Genomic DNA, 18,048 nt, shown 5'->3' with positions numbered 1-18,048 from the left:
CTAAAAATAGGATGCCGGAAATCGGCATCCTCCTTATTGCACTAGTATTAATCCGTTTCTTTTAATGAAGAAGGGACGGCTTCCTCGGCAGTCTGATCCGCTGAATAGCTCATCTTCCTTCCCCTTTCCCTTGACGAGAGCATCACTTCGCCGCGACGGCTTCGATCTCAACGAGCAAATCCGGCGAAGCGAGAGCTTTGACAATAACTAACGTTGTCGCCGGGGGAGGGGTAGGCAAGGAACCTGCCCCCGCCTCCATGAAGGCACCAAGCAGATTTTCATCCGTTAAATAGATCGTGGATTTTACGATATCGTTTGCATCCATATCTGCGTCGGCAAGAACTTTATATAAATTGTTGATCGCCAACTCCGTTTGTTGCCGAATATCATTGCCGGGAACTCCATCCGGACCTACACCCACTTGACCGGAGATGAACAGCATGCGCTGGAAAGACGTGACCTCAACTCCATGATGATAAATGTTTGAAGAGGCCATTCCTGGAGGATTAAATTTTCTCAACATCATCCCATCTCCCTTTTGTTCCATATTTTTGCATAGCATATTAAGGACTCGTGCTCAAAATCGGAAGAGTGCTCTAGACTTTTCTTACGGGGAACCACAGTTCAACGGAATGTAGCCCTGCTATTTCGCCGTAGATTTCCAATTCCATTCCATCCACCTGCTCATAGCCTGACGTTGGGAGCCATTCCGTATAAAATCGCCGGTACAACGTCTCGATGGTTCCACCGAACGCATCCCAAGCAATGGGTTCCGAGGGGAAGATCGCCCATGTTTGTGCAGGAATCGTTATGGTAGAATATCCATTCGTGTTACTGGTTTCGCTTTTAAAGGCACACAGCATATACGGAAAGGTATCATTTCCTGTATGTTTGTAGCTGCAAATCCCATGTACTTTGTATGAATCCGGACTCAAAAAACGGGGCAAGTTGCCGGCATTAGCAGCAAGTCGCTCTACTTCACCAGTGGCGTGGCATTGTTGCCAGAATTGTGCCGGCGTGTTCGGTGCATCACCGCCTCCTTCGCTACGAAAAACTCGTTCCATGCCAAATACCTCGAATGATTCCTTCGTTTCTATGCGATAATTCATCGCGTCTACTCCTTTGATCGTAATCAGAAAGGAGAGGCGTGGATAGGCCTTAAGAGCAATTCCGGCTTGGCGAGCCATTGCCGGCGTAACCCCATGAAGCGATTGAAAAGCTCGCGCGAAAGAAACCGGGGATTCGTAGCCGTATTTCATGGCAATATCAATGACTCTCGCCGAATCGCTATTTTGCAATTCGAGTGCGGCAAGGGTAAGCTTTCGGCGCCGAATATACTCCGCCAGTGTTACATTGGTGATGAAGGAGAACATCCTTTGAAACTGATGAGATGAACAACAAGCTCTAAGCGCAACTTCACTCAGTTCAATCTCCCCCGCCAAGTTCAATTCGATATAGTCCATCGCCCGGTTCATCCGCTCAAGCCAATCCATCTAATCCCCTCTTCTCGATCAAAGTATAAAATATAGCAATTATCGCATCGCAACTATTTGTGCACAAATAAGTTGCGTCTTGTTTGCGAACTGCGGGCTTGGTGTCAGTCATCGATGACCTGGTAGACAGTGGCCCTTAACTCATGTAAACGTATCACAAAATCCAGATGGAAAAAATAAGAATCCACCTTGATGAAAAGGGAAATGGTTCCAAGGACCTAGCGATTTTTTTACTATTCTGTTACTTGTTCCTTTTGTGTAGACGGATGACCTTTACTACAATAATTACATTAATCTGTACATTGTTGAGGTGAGTGCCGTGGGCAAAATATTAGTTCCTCCGGAAAGACTTATGGAGATATCCCGACAATTTGCACAGGCTCGGGAAATCGGGGTGCAAATTTGCAGCCACCTTACCCAGCAGATCCAAATCCTTGAAAGCGGTTGGGAAGGTACGACAAGGCAACAATTCTATCAAAACTTCCAACTGGCCCGTCAACAAATGGATAGCTTCACGGCAGCGGTGGGCTCGGTCAGCACGGAATTACATACCATAGTCAACCGCTTTACGGAGGCCGATTCCACTCAAGCTTCGTTGCAGGCAAGGACGGCCGCCGATCCGATTGATCAAACCCAGGACGTGTTAAACAACACGCTACAAGTGAGAGATAATCTGGAGAAGTGGGGAACTCTCCTTTACAGCTCTGTGGGCGCTTCCTTAGTCTTAACTAATACGGTACGATTCAGGGTAGATCCCCGAAATCCGTCCCGAGCTAAAATTCATAATGCGCCATGGGTTAAAGGCAAAGGCAACAATACGTTCTTGAAAAACCTGGCTAGAGGTATCAATCGCCAGATTGTGAACCCAGGCTTCATCATGAAAGGCATAAAAGGCTTTGATCGAGTAGCAAGCAAATTCGGTCTCAATTTTGGGTTAGGCTTTAGTCAAGCTAAGAACTTTCCTCAATGGACCAGACAGGTTATAGCTGGTGTCGAAAAAGGCAGGTATGGGATCGCTACCAAGAAAATCCCTGGGATGATCGCCAAAAAGATCTTCCCGATTAACGCAACCTTTAATGTGATCGGCGAGGCTTCCGGCCTTGTCAGCAAGTATCGTGAAGGCAAGCTTAACGGGGAAGAAGTAGCCGTAGCCGCATCCAACGTTGTTGTAAAAACAGCCGCGACCTATGGCGGCGCTGTAGCAGGCGGAGCCGTCGGTGCAATGATTGGCGGTCCGGTCGGTGCGGCTATCGGTTCCTATGTAGGCGGTACGGTTGGAGCCTTTGTCGGTGATGGCGCGGCTAAAGTGGTCGAAAAGGGAGTTCGCTGGATTAGCGGACTGTTCAAATAATTTCAGGAAGGCGCTAAATCATGAACGCAATATCTTATCGAAAATCCGTAGCATGGGGTAAATCCCTTGGCAGTTTACTGTTTGTGCTGGCCTGCCTGTTTCTGCTGTACGCGGCTTTTTTTATGGATACTTCCTTTATTCGCAAGTTTTTTTGTATCACATCAGCCATAATCGGGATTCCGTTCTTTGGAGGATATTTGGTTGTCAGCTTACCTAAGGCGCTGAAATCAGACGCGAAGCTGCTCACCTACGATCAACATTCCATTTCAGACGGTACGCGGACCGTAGCCTGGACGGAGATTACAAGCATCAGCTACAGCGGCCCTTCCATTCGAAAGTGGCTGCTTCCGAAATTGCCTGTGCTGATTTTTCATTTGAAAAACAGAGAGACCTGGACTGTGAATACGTATTATTTGTTGACCGATTCCGAAATTCAGTCTGTCACGAAGCGCCTGCGGGGGCTGATCAGCCGTAACGGAAAGGAAACGAAATAGATCTGTACTGGAGGATTTGCTTACATGAGCGAGCATACCTTTGTATTTTCATTAGAAGAGCTGGGATACGCCTTGGCCGTTCATCAAGGGGAGGAAATGGCTGCAGGACTTATGAAGGCATACTATGGAGATCTGTCTGAAGACAAATGGGAGCTTCTATTTCAGGCAGCTACACATAGCTTGATGTCCAAAGGTTTTATAGAATCGATGGATGAGGAGAATGGAGAGGTTCGTTTCACTTCCGAAATTACGCAAATGATTCAGCATTTGCTGCACAGCAATTATATGCTAAGAGGGATTACCGATCGGAATTCCAGCAAAGTACTCACGATCCATGAGCTGCAGCAGCGGTATTTGTACCACTTGTCTGACAATCATACACTTCATTTTCTTACCTGGACAGAGCCGGCGGATTGGGAAGAAGAGCTAGCACATTTCTATGGAGTGAAGCCTTCGAAAGCCGAAGGGCTGACTTTATCCGAATCCAAGGCTGTGATCACGGAAGAATTGTGGAATCGGCTGACATCAGGTGAATCCCCTGCCTCCCCTCTCAATGACGAGCTTTCATCCGGTCAGCAGCAGCTGATTGCAAAATGGCAGCAGGATTTTCAAACGAATGCCTGTACCATGGACAATCTAAGCACGATAAGAATTGGCAGCGGAAATCAGACGGCAATCGAGGATATTTTGTTTATACTTCCTTCTAATGAAGGGGTCTGGATTATACGTAACCAGGAAGCGGACAGAAATGCGGTGCCACGGATTTGCATTGAGCTGCAATCCTTCTCGGCATGCAAAAAGACGCTCGGCGCTTTTGCTGGTGCTTTGGCTTAGTCAAGCGGTAGATCTAGTACCGCTCATCTAAACGGTCTTCTATGCGGGAGCATCTTAAAACCTGACCAAGTCTTAAGTCTCCGTTGTCCCCAAATAAAAGGATGCAGCGTTTCCCTAGTAAGCGCTGCATCCTTTTTTATTGATTAGCGATATCGGTCATTTTTTCGTAATCAATGAAGGCTATTATAGTCCCCCCCTCCTTCCAGCCTTTTATTAATATCTTCATCCGAATCTACGAAACCATTTTCCGTTAATTCAACGAAAACTGTACGATCATATTTATAACTTTCTAAAGAAGAAGGATCTATATTTGCTACTTTCTCTAAAAATTCATTCACCTTTATATATTCATCATCATTAAATATCCAATACGTTGCGGAAATCGAAGGGCCGTTAAACTGATCATAGGATTGCTGAACAATCGTTTTTAATTTCTCTGCTGTAATACTTTCATCATGTCTCATGACAATTTCAACATGGATATACTCTGCTTTCGATTTTTCAAGATAGTCTTCAATCGTCATATCTTTCGTTACTTCAATAGGTTGTTTCGGATGGATATTGACCCACGAAGATGCATCTAGCCCTTGATTTTCAATCGCCTTATTAAAAACGGAGGCAAATTTATGCATTAACCGCATCTCCGGATAATTTTCAACGATGTTTTCCGAGGTATCCATTACGGCAGTAAACATGATGTCTGAATCTAATGCTTTAACATATGTAGTTACTGTATTATTGCTTTTCGTCCCCCATCGTTCCCCTATGTATTTTACTTCAAAGGATTCATTGTATTTTTCGGATAACCTTTCCTCGATGATTTTGGCAGTTTTTTTATTTAACTCGCTGCATCCTAATAAGCTTAATATGGATATTCCCATTACGACCATGCATACTTTTCTTAATAATTTCCTCATATCCCCTTGCCTTCTTTCATAAAAATATGAACTCATAATCTATTATAACAACGGAATGATTTTCGATTGATCATCAAAATGCCCCGCCTCTTTATTTATTTACTTTCTTCACCCAAAATCTAACAGAAATAATTTGACAAAAAACTTTAAGTGTCGTCTAATGTGATATATAACAGGATTGCTCATGATCTAAGTATATTTTACTGCATTTTCATGGAGCGAAGGGGGATGGGGATTGCTTTGACGAAAGTATCCTTGATCTCGGAGTCTAAAAAGAGATGTGAGAAGCTAGGTATTGATCCACGGGGGGTTCCCTCTTTTTCGACCTTTTTATCAGAAGGCGATTTGAATCTAAAACGGGCCGAATACGAAGAAATATTGTCGGTAATCAATTTTTTTGTACATAGGATGTTGGAGCTCATGAAAGGGATTCCACTGCTGATCCTGATTTCCGATGAGAATGGCTGTATTCTGGAAATGGCCGGGGATGAAGCGATCAAGAGTGTGGTTCAGCAATCGGGCATACAGATTGGCCTCGTGTTCAACGAGCAAGAAGCCGGAACTAACAGCATTAATTTGGTTTTGGATCATCGTCAGCCCATTCAGCTTGTCGGGGACGAGCATTATTATGAGTTTTTGTGGTCCTCCGCGTGTTATTCCGTCCCCTTCCAATATACAGATATCTCCAACCTGCTTGGAACCATTACGATTATGACGACGATCGATCAGCATAACCCATTTTTGCTGGCGATGCTGAGTACGGTCGTAGATTCAATCGAAAGAGAGCTCCTGCTGAAAAAGCAAAATAGACGATTGCACATATTGAACCAGGTGGTTATCGAAACAACAAGAAACGGCATCATCATTACGGATCGGGATGGGAACATAACCGAGTTTAACAAGTTTGCTGAAATTTTAACGGGTTCCAAGAAGCAGGATGTTACTAATAAACCTATTCCGGATGCCAAAACAAATGAGTTCATTAAAGAGGTCCTTCAAACGGGAAAAGAATACGAAAATATGGAATTCATGCTGCACCCTCGGACGGGCCAAGATGAGCTGGTCTGCCTGTTTGACGCCTTCCCTATTCGTGATGAGAATATGCAGGTCATGGGCGCATTTGCACAGTTTCGGGATATCACGGAGCGTTATCATACGCAAAAGCAAATCAATTATTTAGCCTATCATGACGATTTAACCGGTTTGCCGAATCGAAGATTCTTCACCAGGCATATTGATGAGCTCCTGAAGCATGGGGTGAACGAAAACAGTATCTTCGCCGTCATGTTTCTCGACCTGGACAGCTTCAAGAAGATTAATGACACGCTGGGTCATAACAACGGTGATGTGCTGTTGAAGCTGGTTGCCGAACGTCTGAAAACTTGCTGTCATGCTCCGAATCAACTGGTTTCCAGAATGGGCGGGGATGAATTCACGATCCTCCTGCAAGAGATTACGGATCATACGGAAGCCATTCATGTTGCCGAAGAGATTATAAAAGCATTTGAGAAACCATTTGCGGTAGACGGCTATGAATTCTATATAACGGCCAGTATCGGTGTTGTCTTCTATCCTCAAGACGGCACGAATGTCGAGGTGCTCATGAAGAATGCCGACATTGCTCTTTACCGGATGAAAGACGACGGGAAGAACAATTATAACATTTTCAAACCTGTGCCAAACAGCAGCGGTATTGAAAGACTTACCTTGGAGCATTCAATCCGTAAAGCGTTAGACCTAGATGAATTCGTGGTATATTACCAGCCCCAAATCGATATTCTGACTGGGAACATCATCGGTACCGAGGCGCTCGTTCGTTGGAATCATCCGACTCTCGGCTTGGTCCCTCCAACTAAGTTCATCCCGATCGCCGAGGAAACAGGACTCATTGTCCCCCTTGGGGAATGGGTGCTCAAAACCGCGTGCCTTCAGAATCAAATATGGAAGGATAAGGGGTTCCCTCCTATGAGCGTATCGGTCAATCTCTCTTCTCGCCAATTCTCAAGATATAATTTGGTAGACACCATCAAAGAGATTTTACTCGAAACCCACATCGATCCCCAATACCTGGAGCTCGAGATTACCGAGTCGATGACGATGAATGTCGATGTTGCGATCGAGGTACTCGGGAAACTGAAGGAACTAGGCATACAAATTTGCATCGACGACTTTGGGACGGGTTATAGCAATCTTTACTACTTAAAATTGTTTTCGATTGACCGGCTGAAGATTGATCAATCCTTTGTCAGGAATATTATGACGGATTCGAATGACGCGGACATTGTGGCTACGATCATAGCGATGGCTCATAAGCTTGGCATCGATGTTATCGCAGAAGGCGTAGAAACCAAGGATCAGTTGGATTTCCTGCGTAGTCAAAGCTGCCATGAAGTGCAAGGGTTTTATTATTACCCACCTTTACCCGCAGAACAAATCGAGCGGTTGTTGAACAAAACGGCGACAATAAAAACCAATTTGCAGGGGTGATAGGATGAAAAAGAGAGTGTATACCCTATTAGTCGAGCATTTTAAAAATTGGGGGATTTCTCACGTATTCGGAATTCCCGGAAAGTCCATTTCTCCGCTGATGCTGGAGCTTGAAAGCCATGGTATTCAATATGTGCTGGGTCGTCACGAAGCTGGCTCTGGGTTTGAGGCGTCAGGCTATGCACTGGCGAAAAAAACAATGGGGATCGCGATTGGTACTTCCGGCCCGGGAGGAACGAATCTGATCACAGCCGCCGGGCAGGCCAAAGAGTTCCAGTTACCGGTATTGTTCATCACCGGACAGCCATCGATGCGGGAGACTGGGCGCGCTTTAAGTCAGGATTCAAGCCAGTTTGGGGCCGATTTGGTTAAGATGTTCGAGCCCGTTACCTTGTTCAGTGCCCGCATCGAACGTGGGGACCTTCTTTACTTGTACCTTAAACATGCCCTGGAAAAAGCCTACACGGGTGAAAAAGGCCCTGTTCATCTTTGTATCCCATTTGATGTGCTGATGGAGGAAGTCGAGAGCTTCTACCTGCCTTTGCCAGACCACATTTCACCAGTTGTATCCCCCGATATCGATAAGGCGATATCGATGCTGGGCGAGGCTAAGAAGCCCGTCCTCTTTCTGGGCAAAGGCGCCGTCATGGCGGATGCCTATGAACCATTGCGGATCATGGCCGAGCATTGGGGGATTCCTGTAATGACCACGCCGGGTGCGAAAGGAGCATTTCCTACCAGCCACCCCTTATACCTAGGCGGGTATGGTCTCGGCGGTTCCAAGCATGCAACCGATTATATGAGATCCGGCATTGACCTGATGATCGTCGTAGGCAGCAAATTGTGCGATATGTCCTTGTCCGGATTTACGCCCGATATGGAGCCGGAAAAGGTTTTGCAATTTGAGTATGACCTTAAGTTCGCAGGTAAAACCATTCAGGCGCCGACGCAACTGATTCTTGGCGATATCCGCTCTAACCTGACTCAACTCATCTCGCAAAGCGGGGCATCGTCCAAAGAGCATGAGATGCTGATTGCCCGGGCACAAGCGGCAGCAGCGACCTCCCAAGCGGAATCCGTGTTGTCAGCGGGAACGGCGTTCCGAAGCTTGCGATCCGTGCTCCCGAAAGAGGCAGTTCTCTTCGGGGATGCAGGGAGTCACTCCTTTCATGCCGTACAAAACTTCGAGATCATCGAGCCCGGGACATTCTATTTCGATGAAGTGTTCATCGCTATGGGGGCAGCGATCGGCTATTCGATCGGAGCGAAAATTGCCATGCCCGATCGCCCTGTCGTCTGCGTGACCGGCGACGGCTGCATCATGATGCACGGCACCGAGATATCGACAGCCGTGAACCATGGAATTCCGGTTATTTTCTTTGTACTGAATAACGGCCGTTTAGATATGGTGGAAAAGGGAATGTCTTATAACACCGGGCGTTCGGTAGGCGCTGTCTATGAACGACCGCTGGATGTGAGCTTATTTGCCCAATCCATGGGCGCCATGGCATTCCGCTGCGAAAATGAAGCCGACATTACGAGGGCGGTTCAGTCAGCCTTGCAGTCCCATACGGCTACGGTAATCGAGGTCATGGTGGATCCGCAAGAAATCCCGCCGATTCTTACCCGATTGCTTAGTCTAGATTAACGCTTACGGAGGACGTTTATGGAGTCGAATCGCTATAATAAAGGAATCGAAGTTTTGCAACAGATGGTAAGTGAAGAACGACTGAACGCAACGGTCAAACAGATGGAAAAATTCTCACCGGATATGGCCAGGCTGATTGTCGAGTTCCCTTATGGCTCGCTGTATTCCCGTCCAGGCCTGGATCTAAAACAAAGGAGCCTGCTTACCATAGCGGCTATGCTTGCCTCAGGCGCAGCGGCTCAGCTCGATTTCCATATCGAAGCAGCCTTGAATGCCGGGCTTACGCCAAATGAGATTGTAGAGGCCGTCATGCACTGCGTATCTTACGCAGGCTTTCCCAAAGCGCTGGATGCCATGTTTGTGGTCATGAAAGTGTTTAACGAACGGGGAATTCAATACGAAGAACGATAAACCCCTGCTCCCTACTTTATTTCGGCCAACTCGATTCAACGAGAGTAAGCCTGAGAAGGATTTTGACTTAGTCGAGGATGGATGCGTCACCGTGGTTTGGCCAGGCTCAATCATTCACGGCTATTTTGACTTTACATAATGCATGGCCTACCCAAGTGTCCTTGATTTCTGCAATAACAAGAGCCCCTCTGTTAAATAACTTGAGGGGCTCTTGTGTTGCTTATCATATTATTCAGTTTAGAAAGAATAATTAACTTTCAGACACTTCACTTCTTCTGTGTTTTATTAAGTCTCTCTAACGTCGTCTCTTAATTGGACTGGGTTAAATCTTTGGAGATAAAAGCTCTGGTTTATCCCTTGCCCAAGTATCCTTAACTGTTGAAAAATTCGACCAGTAAAGGAACGAGAGCCGCAGGATCGACATTGTGATCTTGTCCCGCAAGCACCCGATCCTTCGCCTTTACGAGATGATGGGCCAATGTTTTCGCAGCTTCATGGAAGAAAGGCTCGCTGTTTGCGCCGGAAATTACCACTGTGGAGGACGTTACTCGAGCCCATTTGCTGGTTGGCAGCGGCTTGCCGATCATCACATCACGTGCGATCCTTCCATCATATGCGAGCGTATGCGCAACAGCCAGAAAATCTCTCCATATCGGACTTTCCTTCTGCGGAGCCAAGTATTCTTCCGGAATAAGCAGCGCCTGTGTCATGAAAATTTCCAAAGCTTTGTCGCGTTGTCCGGACAAGATAGCCTCGTCCAACTGCTCGACGTAATCCAGGGGAAGAGGCGGACGGCTTGCGTCAAGGATGAGGGGCGGTTCATACAGCGCCAGCTTTGGGATTTTTTCAGACAACCGATCAGCGGCCTCCAGGGCGAGAATTGCTCCGGACGATACACCATACAAATAGGCGCTCCCGCCCACGGATTCTATTAGTGCATCGATATCTTCAATCTCGCGCTCCACCGCATAGGGCGGTGTGTCGTCACTGTCTCCCCGCCCGCGTCGGTCGTAATTGATCACGGTATAATGGTTCGCCAGCAAATCTGCCAGTTGCTCTTGCGAAGGGAACTTGCGATACCCTAGAGCGCCAGTTACCAGGATCACAGCCGGACCGTTGCCGTATTGGTCATAGGCGATGGCCGTTCCATCTTTGGATATAACGTTGTTCATCAGTTCTCGCCCCTCCTTTTTCTTAAATTATTTTCGCTGGTAATGCAAGCCGACGACGCCGTTCTTGTATGTTTTGGAGCGGATCAACCGGAGGGACTGCTGCTTGTTGGCCAAAGCGAACAAGCGCTCGCCGCGGGAAGCGATGACGGGATGAACGAGCAGCCACAGCTCGTCGTAAAGTCCGCTGTGGATGAAAGATTGCCATGTCTTTACTCCGCTTTCGACGGAAATTCGATTGACCCGGCTTTTCAGTGCTTCCAGCTCACGAGCGAGCGAGGTATTGCCACTCCCAATCTGCTGCGAGTTTCTCCAGACCAAATCGACTTTGGAGCTGGAAATGACCACTTTGGAGATCTCGTTCATGCGCATGGCGATGGCCCGTTCCAGCGCATTGGAAGAATGCTCCGCCTGCTGCCAATGCTGGGCTAACGAAGCGTACGAATTTCTGCCTACGATAATCGTATCGACAGTATTGTAATATTCCAAATAATCCTCAAAGATCTCTTCGCTCAATGTCATCCACTGATTTTCATCCGACACGACGCCGTCCAGCGAAAGCTGCATTGTTAAAATCACGTCACCCATTCCTTCAATCACTCCTTGCTTTCATGATTTACGAAACAAATATATCATTTTCCCGGTCCGAGCATTTCTTATCAATTGCTATTATGTTCCAGTTTTAATCTAGGGAACCTGAAGGTACAACAAGATTCCTAGAATGCTGTTAGCCTTTTTTATATTAAACCCTCTGATTTTCTTGATTAAACAACAAAAGAGCTCAGACTAATCTGAGCTCTTTTGGTTTAGAAGTTACAATCCATGGTTTCCATATACATACTTCTTTTATTGGTTACAAGCTTTATTATTCAAGTTACAAAGAATACTTAATACATTCACACAATTACGAGCAAAGCCCACGCTTACTCTACCGTCACGCTCTTCGCCAGGTTCCGCGGCTTATCCACGTCATTGCCCCGAGCGAGGGAAGCATAGTAAGCAAGCAGCTGCAGCGGGATCACGGACAAGGCGGCCGTCAGTACCGGCAGCGTCTTTGGAATCGCGAAGGCTTGGTCGACCGACTTCAGCAGGTCAGCCACATGCTCCTCGTAGGTAATGGCCATGACTTCCGCACCCCGCGCTTTCACTTCCTTAATGTTGCTTACGGTTTTCTCCAGCACCGCTTCCTGGGTTGCAAGAGCGATCACCGGAATCCCTTCCTCAATCAAAGCGAGCGTGCCGTGCTTCAGCTCACCGGCAGCATAAGCCTCAGAATGGATGTAGGAGATCTCCTTCAGCTTCAGGGAGCCTTCCTGGGCTACCGCATAATCTTGGCCGCGGCCGATAAAGAACAGGTGCTCATGCTTGGCGATCTGCTCGGCATAGGCTTTGATCGATTCGGCATTCGCCAGCATCGCTTCCACCTGCTCCGGCAGAGCCTCCATCGCAGCAATCACTTCGGCAACAGCGTCCTCCGTCATCGTGCCGCGTACCTGAGCCAGATACAGACCAAGCAGATAGAATGCGATCAGCTGGGAGGTGTAGGCTTTTGTCGAAGCAACCGCGATTTCAGGTCCTGCCAACGTACCAAGCACGTCGTCGGCTTCACGGGCGATCGAGCTGCCGACCACGTTCGTAATCGCCAGAACATGGGCGCCGTGGCTCTTCGCTTCACGAAGGGCTGCCAGCGTATCTGCCGTCTCGCCGGACTGGCTCACAACGATGACCAGCGTCTCAGGCGTGACAATCGGCGAACGGTAACGATATTCGGAAGCCACGTCGTTCTCGACAGGTATACGTACCATTCCCTCGATCACGCTGCGTCCGACAAGACCGGCATGGTAAGCCGTTCCGCAGGCAATGATTTGGACATTGCGAATATTCGCGATCTGCTCGTTCGTCAGCTTCAGCTCAGGGAGGACGACTTTCCGTCCGCTCTCATCCACGCGGCCCAGCATCGTATCCCGATAGGCCTTCGGCTGCTCGTGGATCTCCTTCAGCATAAAGTGATCGAACCCGCCTTTTTCCGCCGTGACGGCATCCCAATCGACACGAATCATTTCCCGAGAAATAAAATTCCCTTCGATCGTCATCAATTCGACAGCATCTGCAGTGAGCAGCGCCATCTCGCCGTCATTCAAAATATATACGTTCCGCGTATATTTCAAAATCGCCGGAATATCAGAACCGATAAAGTTCTCGCCTTCACCAAGGCCGATAATGAGCGGGCTGGCTTGACGAACGGCAACCAGCTTATCCGGTTCGTACTCCGTTAGTACGCCAAGTGCAAAAGCCCCTCTCATATACTTGATCGCCTTCTGCACCGCCTTCACGATATCTCCGTCATATTCACGGGCGATGAGATGCGAGATCACTTCCGTATCGGTCTCGGACACAAAGTGATGCCCTTGCTGGATCAGCTCTTCCTTCAGCTCCAGGTAGTTCTCAACGATCCCGTTGTGTACGACCGAGAACTTCTGGCTCTCGTCCGTATGCGGATGGGAGTTGACATCCGATGGACGGCCATGCGTAGCCCAGCGGGTATGACCGATCCCGGCCGTACCGACCAGCGGCGCTGTTTCCAGCCGTTCCTCAAGATTGGCCAGACGTCCCTGTGCCTTGGCTATGCGAAGCCCTTCATTGGTGAACACTGCGATTCCTGCAGAGTCATATCCGCGATACTCGAGCTTTTTGAGTCCTTCCAGCAACACCGTTTGCGTCTTCTGATTTCCAATATATCCGACAATACCACACATTGTATGATTCCTCCGTTCGGTTTCCAAAAGTAATGGTTATGCGAAAAGAAGAATGCGCACCTGCTGTGCGGTATTACGAAAGAAGAATGATCTATTCAATTATCAATGTTCAACGATAGCTTGATAGCTTTCCCTTAAGCTATTGAACAATCATGAATGCACTCTTCTTCCACCGCGCTGTACGCACACTTGATTCGCACATTCATGTTTTTATGAAATACGATGAGCACCTGCTGATGCGTTGTAAGAACGGTCGCCCATTCCTTTTCCGCGTTCAGCTTACGGTTCTGGTGCAATCCCGGGAGGTCCCCGCCGAACAATCCGAACACCTCCACCTCGTCAGCTTGATTGTGCCGTTTCGTTATCACATCGATTCGTCATAACGATTTCCCCGCGCATTTTTCAAGCTCTGGCGCTTATGAAGCTTATGGTCTACCTCACAACCCTCTCTTTCCATTCTTGAATGACATTCTATATTATATTCACCCGAATAGGGTTTGGCAACTTTAGTGGCTAGCCTTCTCTTTCGAGCTCCACCAAGAATCGGCCTTCCAGACTACTTGAATCCATGCATCAGGAATGCGGAGCCTATACCTGCAGCATATGCAGTCATAGCAAGGCTTGCTTCCGCTTTCATGCGCTGCATCATACCAGGAATATGCGGGCCAGTTATCAGCTGTTCTAGTTCACTGGCCCTTACATAAACTGGTGTTCCACCCTTGAAAAATCCAACTTTAGCCTTAGGCTAATTCCCGCTTCACGACATCGGCAATCTGGGTTACATAGCGATCCAGCTCGTCTTTATCCGGACCTTCGGCCATAACCCGAATGAGGGATTCCGTACCGGAAGGGCGAACCAGTACCCGGCCGTTATCTCCCAAAATCTGCTCTACCTCGGAAATCGCAGACTCGATTGCCTTATTTCCTTGGTACTTCGTTTTATCGCCAACGCGCACGTTAACAAGCACTTGAGGATACTTGCGCATGCTGTTCTTCAGTTCATGCAGCGGTTTGCCGGAAGCTACGATGGTGTCCACCAGCTGAATGCCTGTCAGAATTCCGTCACCGGTTGTGTTATAGTCCAGGAAAATAACATGACCGGACTGCTCGCCGCCGAGGTTAAATCCGCCGCGACGCATCTCTTCCATCACGTAGCGGTCGCCAACGGCCGTCTTGGCCGTTTTCAGCTTCAAGCTGTCGCAAGCTTTGTAGAAGCCGATGTTGCTCATGACCGTGGACACAATCGTTCCTGCTTTCAGCTTGCCAGCACGATTCATTGCATCTCCGCAGATGCACAGGATGAAGTCGCCATCAACCTCCTCGCCTTTCCCGTCAATGGCGATCAGACGATCCGCATCTCCGTCAAAAGCAAGTCCCAGATCCGCGCCGTGGGCAAGGACGGCTTCAACCAGCTTCTCCGGATGTGTCGATCCGCAGCCATCATTGATGTTTAGACCGTTAGGCTCAGCGCCGATCGTAATAATCTCCGCACCAAGCTCGCGGAACAGCTTCGGAGCGAGCTCGTAAGCTGCGCCGTTCGCGCAGTCCAGCACGATTTTCAGGCCGTCGAAACGGTTGCTGATAGTTGTCTTCAAATACTCCAAGTATTTAAATTTCGATTCATTATCTACGCGAAGCTCGCCCAGTTCGGCTCCGATCGGACGCGGAAGCTCGTCCTTCTCCGCATCCATGAGCTCTTCAATCTTGAGCTCCGTTTCATCGGACAGCTTGAAGCCGTCTCCGCCAAAGAACTTAATTCCGTTATCTTCAACCGGATTGTGCGAGGCCGAGATCATAACGCCGGCATCGGCTTTCAACAATCTTGTAATGTACGCTACCGCAGGGGTGCTAACAACCCCTAGACGAATAACATGCGCACCGATCGACAGTAGTCCTGCCACCAATGCAGATTCCAGCATAGCTCCGGATACGCGCGTATCCATGCCAATCACGACAGTCGGCTTCTCCTTATCCCCCGTTAGTACATAGCCGCCGCAGCGGCCGATGCTGTAAGCCATTTCGGCAGTCAGCTCTTGATTGGCAATCCCTCTTACCCCATCTGTTCCAAAATATTTCCCCATGTGTTCTCTTCCCCTTTATCTACATTTCTTTATGTTTCACTCATTCGGTGTTTCTGTACCCGTATCCCCATCGTCAGCACTTCCATCTGCCGGTGGATGGGCCGGTTCCTCTTCGTTTCCGCTGGCATCCGTTCCCGAATTTACGGGCGGCGCTACGCTTTGATTCCCCTGCTCATTGCCTGTTCCGGTACTCGGCGGATCGGTCTGGTCTTTATCCTTGCCGTCATCCTTCGGCGTGGTTCCCGGGTTGGTTGTAACCGGCGTAGAGTTGTCCTTCAGCTCGATCTTCACAACCAGTCGATTCCTGTCGGCTCGATTAATGAAATCCGGAAGCGTAATTTGAAGCGGAATTTCATGCATACCCGCCTTCAACCCGGCTAGATTGGCCTGAGCCCCGATATCTTCGGGAGTCAGACTATTCAGCAGGTCGGGCGCTCCGGTAAGCGTAAGTGATATCGACTTCTCCTCGGGCTCAAGGATAACAGCTTCCAGGCCCGAAGCTACTCCCTTTAAGGTTATCGGGATTCCGCTAATGACCCGTTCGCCATGCGATACGGCCGTAACCTCAACTTCGACAGAGCTCGGCTCGATTTTCTCAAAACCTTCAGGCGGCGTCAAGTCGGCCGTAAGTACTGTTGTTCCTGATTTGTTAATTTCAGACAAATCCACAATCGCTTCGATATAGGTCTCTGCTCCTGCAAGCGCCTCTTTGCTCCCGAACAACTTGACTTCCTTGACCTTTTGATCCACCTTGGAAAGCACAAGCCCTTCGGCCAATCTTCCCGTATATTTCAGCTCCAGCGGCACCGTCACAAAGGCAGGCTCAATCGGCACTTCGGCCGCTACGCTGCTCGGCTCGATGACCGCATCCTCCATCACAACGCCTTCCTTATCATATGCCGTCAGCTTGACGCGTTTCTCCGTAATGTTCTCCTTGGCTCCGTCCAGCTCAATATTCCCCTTCACCTGACCGAGCTTCTCCATCCTGGATTCCGGCAGCGTCACCGTGACTTGGCGTGGGTCGATCAGCACGGGTGTCCCGGCCCGGTAATCTTTGGCTGGCTCGCCCTTCGTGCCAATACTTACCGTCACCGACTTGGAGACCCGCTTCTCTACGGTCACCGTAACCATGCTGGGATCCATCGATACGACCTCCACTCCGTTCGGCACGGAAGCAGTTAAAGGAAGGGTATGGGTACCGGGCTCCTTCACATTGCTAAGGTCAAGCTTTACTTTGTACTCATCCGTAAACAGGGTGATGTTGGACCGTTTGCCCCTCACTTCCAGCGTCACGCGGTCTTTGTCGATACCCGTTAAAGCATATTCGCCATCATCGAACCCGTAGGTTTGAATTTTGACCCCTTCAATCACACGGGTATCGTAGAAGGTTGTCGGGGGAGGAGGCGAGCCGCTGTCCATATGAACCATCGCCCACAACAAGATGCTGACAGCCAATGCAATCAGCTTGCTGACTGTATTGTTCTTAATCCATTTATCCATTACGGCCCTCCTTCCGTTTCCAGAAGAACGTGCGTTTCTCCTTCGTGGATGCGGCAGGACGCATCTCCTCATACAGCTTGGAGATGAGGGATTCTTCCTTGATATCCCGAACCACTTGCCCATTCAATGCTAACGATACTTGACCGGTCTCCTCCGATACGACCACCGAGATCGCATCCCCCACTTCACTGATTCCTATGGCTGCGCGGTGTCTGGTACCAAGCTCTTTGCTTATAAAAGGATTCTCCGATAAGGGTAAGTAACAGCCCGCCGCGGCAATCTGTCCGTTCTGGATAATAACCGCTCCATCATGAAGCGGCGTGTTCGGTATGAAAATGTTAATGAACAATTCCGAGCTGATCACCGATCGCATCGGAATGCCGGATTCGACATACTCATTGAGGCCGGTTGTCCGCTCAAATACGATGAGGGCACCGATTTTTCGCTTCGACAAATAATTAACGGCCTTAATGGTTTCGCTAATTAATTTATGGGTCTCTTCATCGGCGTCCGCCGTTCGTCCGAAGAACTTGCCGCGGCCAAGCTGCTCCAGTCCACGTCTAAGCTCTGGCTGGAAAATAATAAAGATGGCCAGCACCCCGAACGTGAAGATCTGATTCATCAGCCATTTGAGCGTGTACAGATCGAACCAGGTGCTGAGCGCCCAAATAACGACCAGTACCAAGATTCCTTTCAACAGCTGCACAGCTCTTGTGCCCCGAACGAGCAGAATCATTTGATATATAATATAGGTAACGATAAGAATATCGATTATATCCTTGATGGTTTCTCCCCAGGTCATATCCGTGAAATACTCCATACAGCAACCCCCGTCAATTCCATTAAGTGCGGGTTCAAAAAATCTGCCCTTCACTGGGAACTTTTTGAACGTCCTCATGCATAACGC

16 protein-coding genes are annotated in these 18,048 nt (G+C 48.6%); 6 read left to right on the top strand and 10 right to left on the bottom strand.

All coding sequences use genetic code 11. The annotated features are described in order from the left end of the window. Positions 1-142 precede the first annotated feature (142 nt). On the bottom strand, positions 143-523 hold the full coding sequence (locus NST44_RS08830; RefSeq protein ID WP_340898913.1) for a RidA family protein: 381 nt from the start codon (positions 521-523) through the stop codon (positions 143-145). Positions 524-596: 73 nt separating this feature from the next. Next, the gene (locus NST44_RS08825; RefSeq protein WP_340898911.1) at positions 597-1,493 is read right to left on the bottom strand and encodes an AraC family transcriptional regulator; all 897 of its coding nucleotides are present in this window, start codon (positions 1,491-1,493) and stop codon (positions 597-599) included. Positions 1,494-1,812: 319 nt separating this feature from the next. Between NST44_RS08825 and NST44_RS08820 the strand changes: the two genes are divergently transcribed. Genes NST44_RS08820 through NST44_RS08810 form a run of 3 tightly spaced genes read left to right on the top strand, consistent with a single transcriptional unit; the run spans position 1,813 to position 4,172 of the window. After that, positions 1,813-2,844 carry a WXG100 family type VII secretion target gene (locus NST44_RS08820; protein ID WP_340898909.1) on the top strand — a complete coding sequence of 344 codons (1,032 nt, stop codon included), beginning with the start codon at positions 1,813-1,815 and terminating at the stop codon, positions 2,842-2,844. A gap of 20 nt (positions 2,845-2,864) precedes the next feature. After that, a complete protein-coding gene (locus tag NST44_RS08815; RefSeq protein ID WP_340898908.1) occupies positions 2,865-3,338 on the top strand; it encodes a DUF5381 family protein in 474 nt (157 codons plus the stop codon). Positions 3,339-3,362: 24 nt separating this feature from the next. Continuing rightward, positions 3,363-4,172 carry a hypothetical protein gene (locus NST44_RS08810; RefSeq protein WP_340898905.1) on the top strand — a complete coding sequence of 270 codons (810 nt, stop codon included), beginning with the start codon at positions 3,363-3,365 and terminating at the stop codon, positions 4,170-4,172. Between the two features lie 170 nt (positions 4,173-4,342). Here NST44_RS08810 and NST44_RS08805 read toward each other — a convergent pair whose 3' ends face one another. Then, the gene (locus tag NST44_RS08805; RefSeq protein ID WP_007133207.1) at positions 4,343-5,089 is read right to left on the bottom strand and encodes a hypothetical protein; all 747 of its coding nucleotides are present in this window, start codon (positions 5,087-5,089) and stop codon (positions 4,343-4,345) included. A 420-nt stretch (positions 5,090-5,509) separates the two neighbouring features. On the opposite strand from NST44_RS08805, the gene NST44_RS08800 reads away from it, so the two are divergent. Genes NST44_RS08800 through NST44_RS08790 form a run of 3 tightly spaced genes read left to right on the top strand, consistent with a single transcriptional unit; the run spans position 5,510 to position 9,635 of the window. Further along, the gene (locus NST44_RS08800; RefSeq protein ID WP_245256201.1) at positions 5,510-7,576 is read left to right on the top strand and encodes a putative bifunctional diguanylate cyclase/phosphodiesterase; all 2,067 of its coding nucleotides are present in this window, start codon (positions 5,510-5,512) and stop codon (positions 7,574-7,576) included. A 4-nt stretch (positions 7,577-7,580) separates the two neighbouring features. Further along, positions 7,581-9,224, top strand: a complete 1,644-nt coding sequence (locus NST44_RS08795) for a thiamine pyrophosphate-binding protein (protein WP_340898902.1) — start codon at positions 7,581-7,583, stop codon at positions 9,222-9,224. A gap of 18 nt (positions 9,225-9,242) precedes the next feature. Continuing rightward, a complete protein-coding gene (locus tag NST44_RS08790) occupies positions 9,243-9,635 on the top strand; it encodes a carboxymuconolactone decarboxylase family protein (RefSeq protein WP_007133204.1) in 393 nt (130 codons plus the stop codon). Positions 9,636-10,006: 371 nt separating this feature from the next. Here NST44_RS08790 and NST44_RS08785 read toward each other — a convergent pair whose 3' ends face one another. The 7 genes from NST44_RS08785 to cdaA all read right to left on the bottom strand — a co-directional run bounded on the left by NST44_RS08785 (position 10,007) and on the right by cdaA (position 17,961). Then, complete coding sequence (locus NST44_RS08785) at positions 10,007-10,807, bottom strand: alpha/beta fold hydrolase (protein ID WP_213617005.1); 801 nt, start codon at positions 10,805-10,807, stop codon at positions 10,007-10,009. Between the two features lie 27 nt (positions 10,808-10,834). Further along, positions 10,835-11,392: a dihydrofolate reductase family protein gene (locus tag NST44_RS08780; RefSeq protein ID WP_213617003.1), complete on the bottom strand. Its 558-nt coding sequence runs from the start codon at positions 11,390-11,392 to the stop codon at positions 10,835-10,837. 335 nt (positions 11,393-11,727) lie between these two features. After that, the gene (gene glmS / locus NST44_RS08775) at positions 11,728-13,560 is read right to left on the bottom strand and encodes a glutamine--fructose-6-phosphate transaminase (isomerizing) (RefSeq protein WP_007133201.1); all 1,833 of its coding nucleotides are present in this window, start codon (positions 13,558-13,560) and stop codon (positions 11,728-11,730) included. Between the two features lie 134 nt (positions 13,561-13,694). Then, positions 13,695-13,928: a hypothetical protein gene (locus NST44_RS08770; protein WP_138919369.1), complete on the bottom strand. Its 234-nt coding sequence runs from the start codon at positions 13,926-13,928 to the stop codon at positions 13,695-13,697. A gap of 372 nt (positions 13,929-14,300) precedes the next feature. Next, on the bottom strand, positions 14,301-15,641 hold the full coding sequence (gene glmM / locus NST44_RS08765) for a phosphoglucosamine mutase (protein ID WP_007133199.1): 1,341 nt from the start codon (positions 15,639-15,641) through the stop codon (positions 14,301-14,303). Positions 15,642-15,677: 36 nt separating this feature from the next. Further along, on the bottom strand, positions 15,678-17,141 hold the full coding sequence (locus tag NST44_RS08760) for a CdaR family protein (protein WP_007133198.1): 1,464 nt from the start codon (positions 17,139-17,141) through the stop codon (positions 15,678-15,680). After that, complete coding sequence (cdaA, locus tag NST44_RS08755; protein WP_007133197.1) at positions 17,134-17,961, bottom strand: diadenylate cyclase CdaA; 828 nt, start codon at positions 17,959-17,961, stop codon at positions 17,134-17,136. The genes NST44_RS08760 and cdaA overlap by 8 nt, the downstream gene beginning before the upstream one ends. Between the last annotated feature and the right edge of the window lie 87 nt (positions 17,962-18,048).

It is taken from the genome of Paenibacillus sp. FSL W8-0919 (genome assembly GCF_038003785.1).
GTDB classification, from domain to species: Bacteria; Bacillota; Bacilli; order Paenibacillales; family Paenibacillaceae; genus Paenibacillus_AQ; species Paenibacillus_AQ lactis.
Note: the sequence above shows the minus strand (reverse complement) of the source record. Positions and strands in the feature narration are given on the sequence as shown.

Excerpts from the sequence above, each read along its gene's own strand:
- NST44_RS08830 (WP_340898913.1), bottom strand. The coding sequence starts at position 523 with ATGTTGAGAAAATTTAATCCTCCAGGAATGGCCTCTTCAAACATTTAT.
- NST44_RS08825 (WP_340898911.1), bottom strand. The coding sequence starts at position 1,493 with ATGGATTGGCTTGAGCGGATGAACCGGGCGATGGACTATATCGAATTG.
- NST44_RS08815 (WP_340898908.1), top strand. The coding sequence starts at position 2,865 with ATGAACGCAATATCTTATCGAAAATCCGTAGCATGGGGTAAATCCCTT.
- NST44_RS08810 (WP_340898905.1), top strand. The coding sequence starts at position 3,363 with ATGAGCGAGCATACCTTTGTATTTTCATTAGAAGAGCTGGGATACGCC.
- NST44_RS08805 (WP_007133207.1), bottom strand. The coding sequence starts at position 5,089 with ATGAGGAAATTATTAAGAAAAGTATGCATGGTCGTAATGGGAATATCC.
- NST44_RS08800 (WP_245256201.1), top strand. The coding sequence starts at position 5,510 with ATGAAAGGGATTCCACTGCTGATCCTGATTTCCGATGAGAATGGCTGT.
- NST44_RS08795 (WP_340898902.1), top strand. The coding sequence starts at position 7,581 with ATGAAAAAGAGAGTGTATACCCTATTAGTCGAGCATTTTAAAAATTGG.
- NST44_RS08790 (WP_007133204.1), top strand. The coding sequence starts at position 9,243 with ATGGAGTCGAATCGCTATAATAAAGGAATCGAAGTTTTGCAACAGATG.
- NST44_RS08785 (WP_213617005.1), bottom strand. The coding sequence starts at position 10,807 with ATGAACAACGTTATATCCAAAGATGGAACGGCCATCGCCTATGACCAA.
- NST44_RS08780 (WP_213617003.1), bottom strand. The coding sequence starts at position 11,392 with ATGGGTGACGTGATTTTAACAATGCAGCTTTCGCTGGACGGCGTCGTG.
- glmS (WP_007133201.1), bottom strand. The coding sequence starts at position 13,560 with ATGTGTGGTATTGTCGGATATATTGGAAATCAGAAGACGCAAACGGTG.
- glmM (WP_007133199.1), bottom strand. The coding sequence starts at position 15,641 with ATGGGGAAATATTTTGGAACAGATGGGGTAAGAGGGATTGCCAATCAA.
- NST44_RS08760 (WP_007133198.1), bottom strand. The coding sequence starts at position 17,141 with ATGGATAAATGGATTAAGAACAATACAGTCAGCAAGCTGATTGCATTG.
- cdaA (WP_007133197.1), bottom strand. The coding sequence starts at position 17,961 with ATGGAGTATTTCACGGATATGACCTGGGGAGAAACCATCAAGGATATA.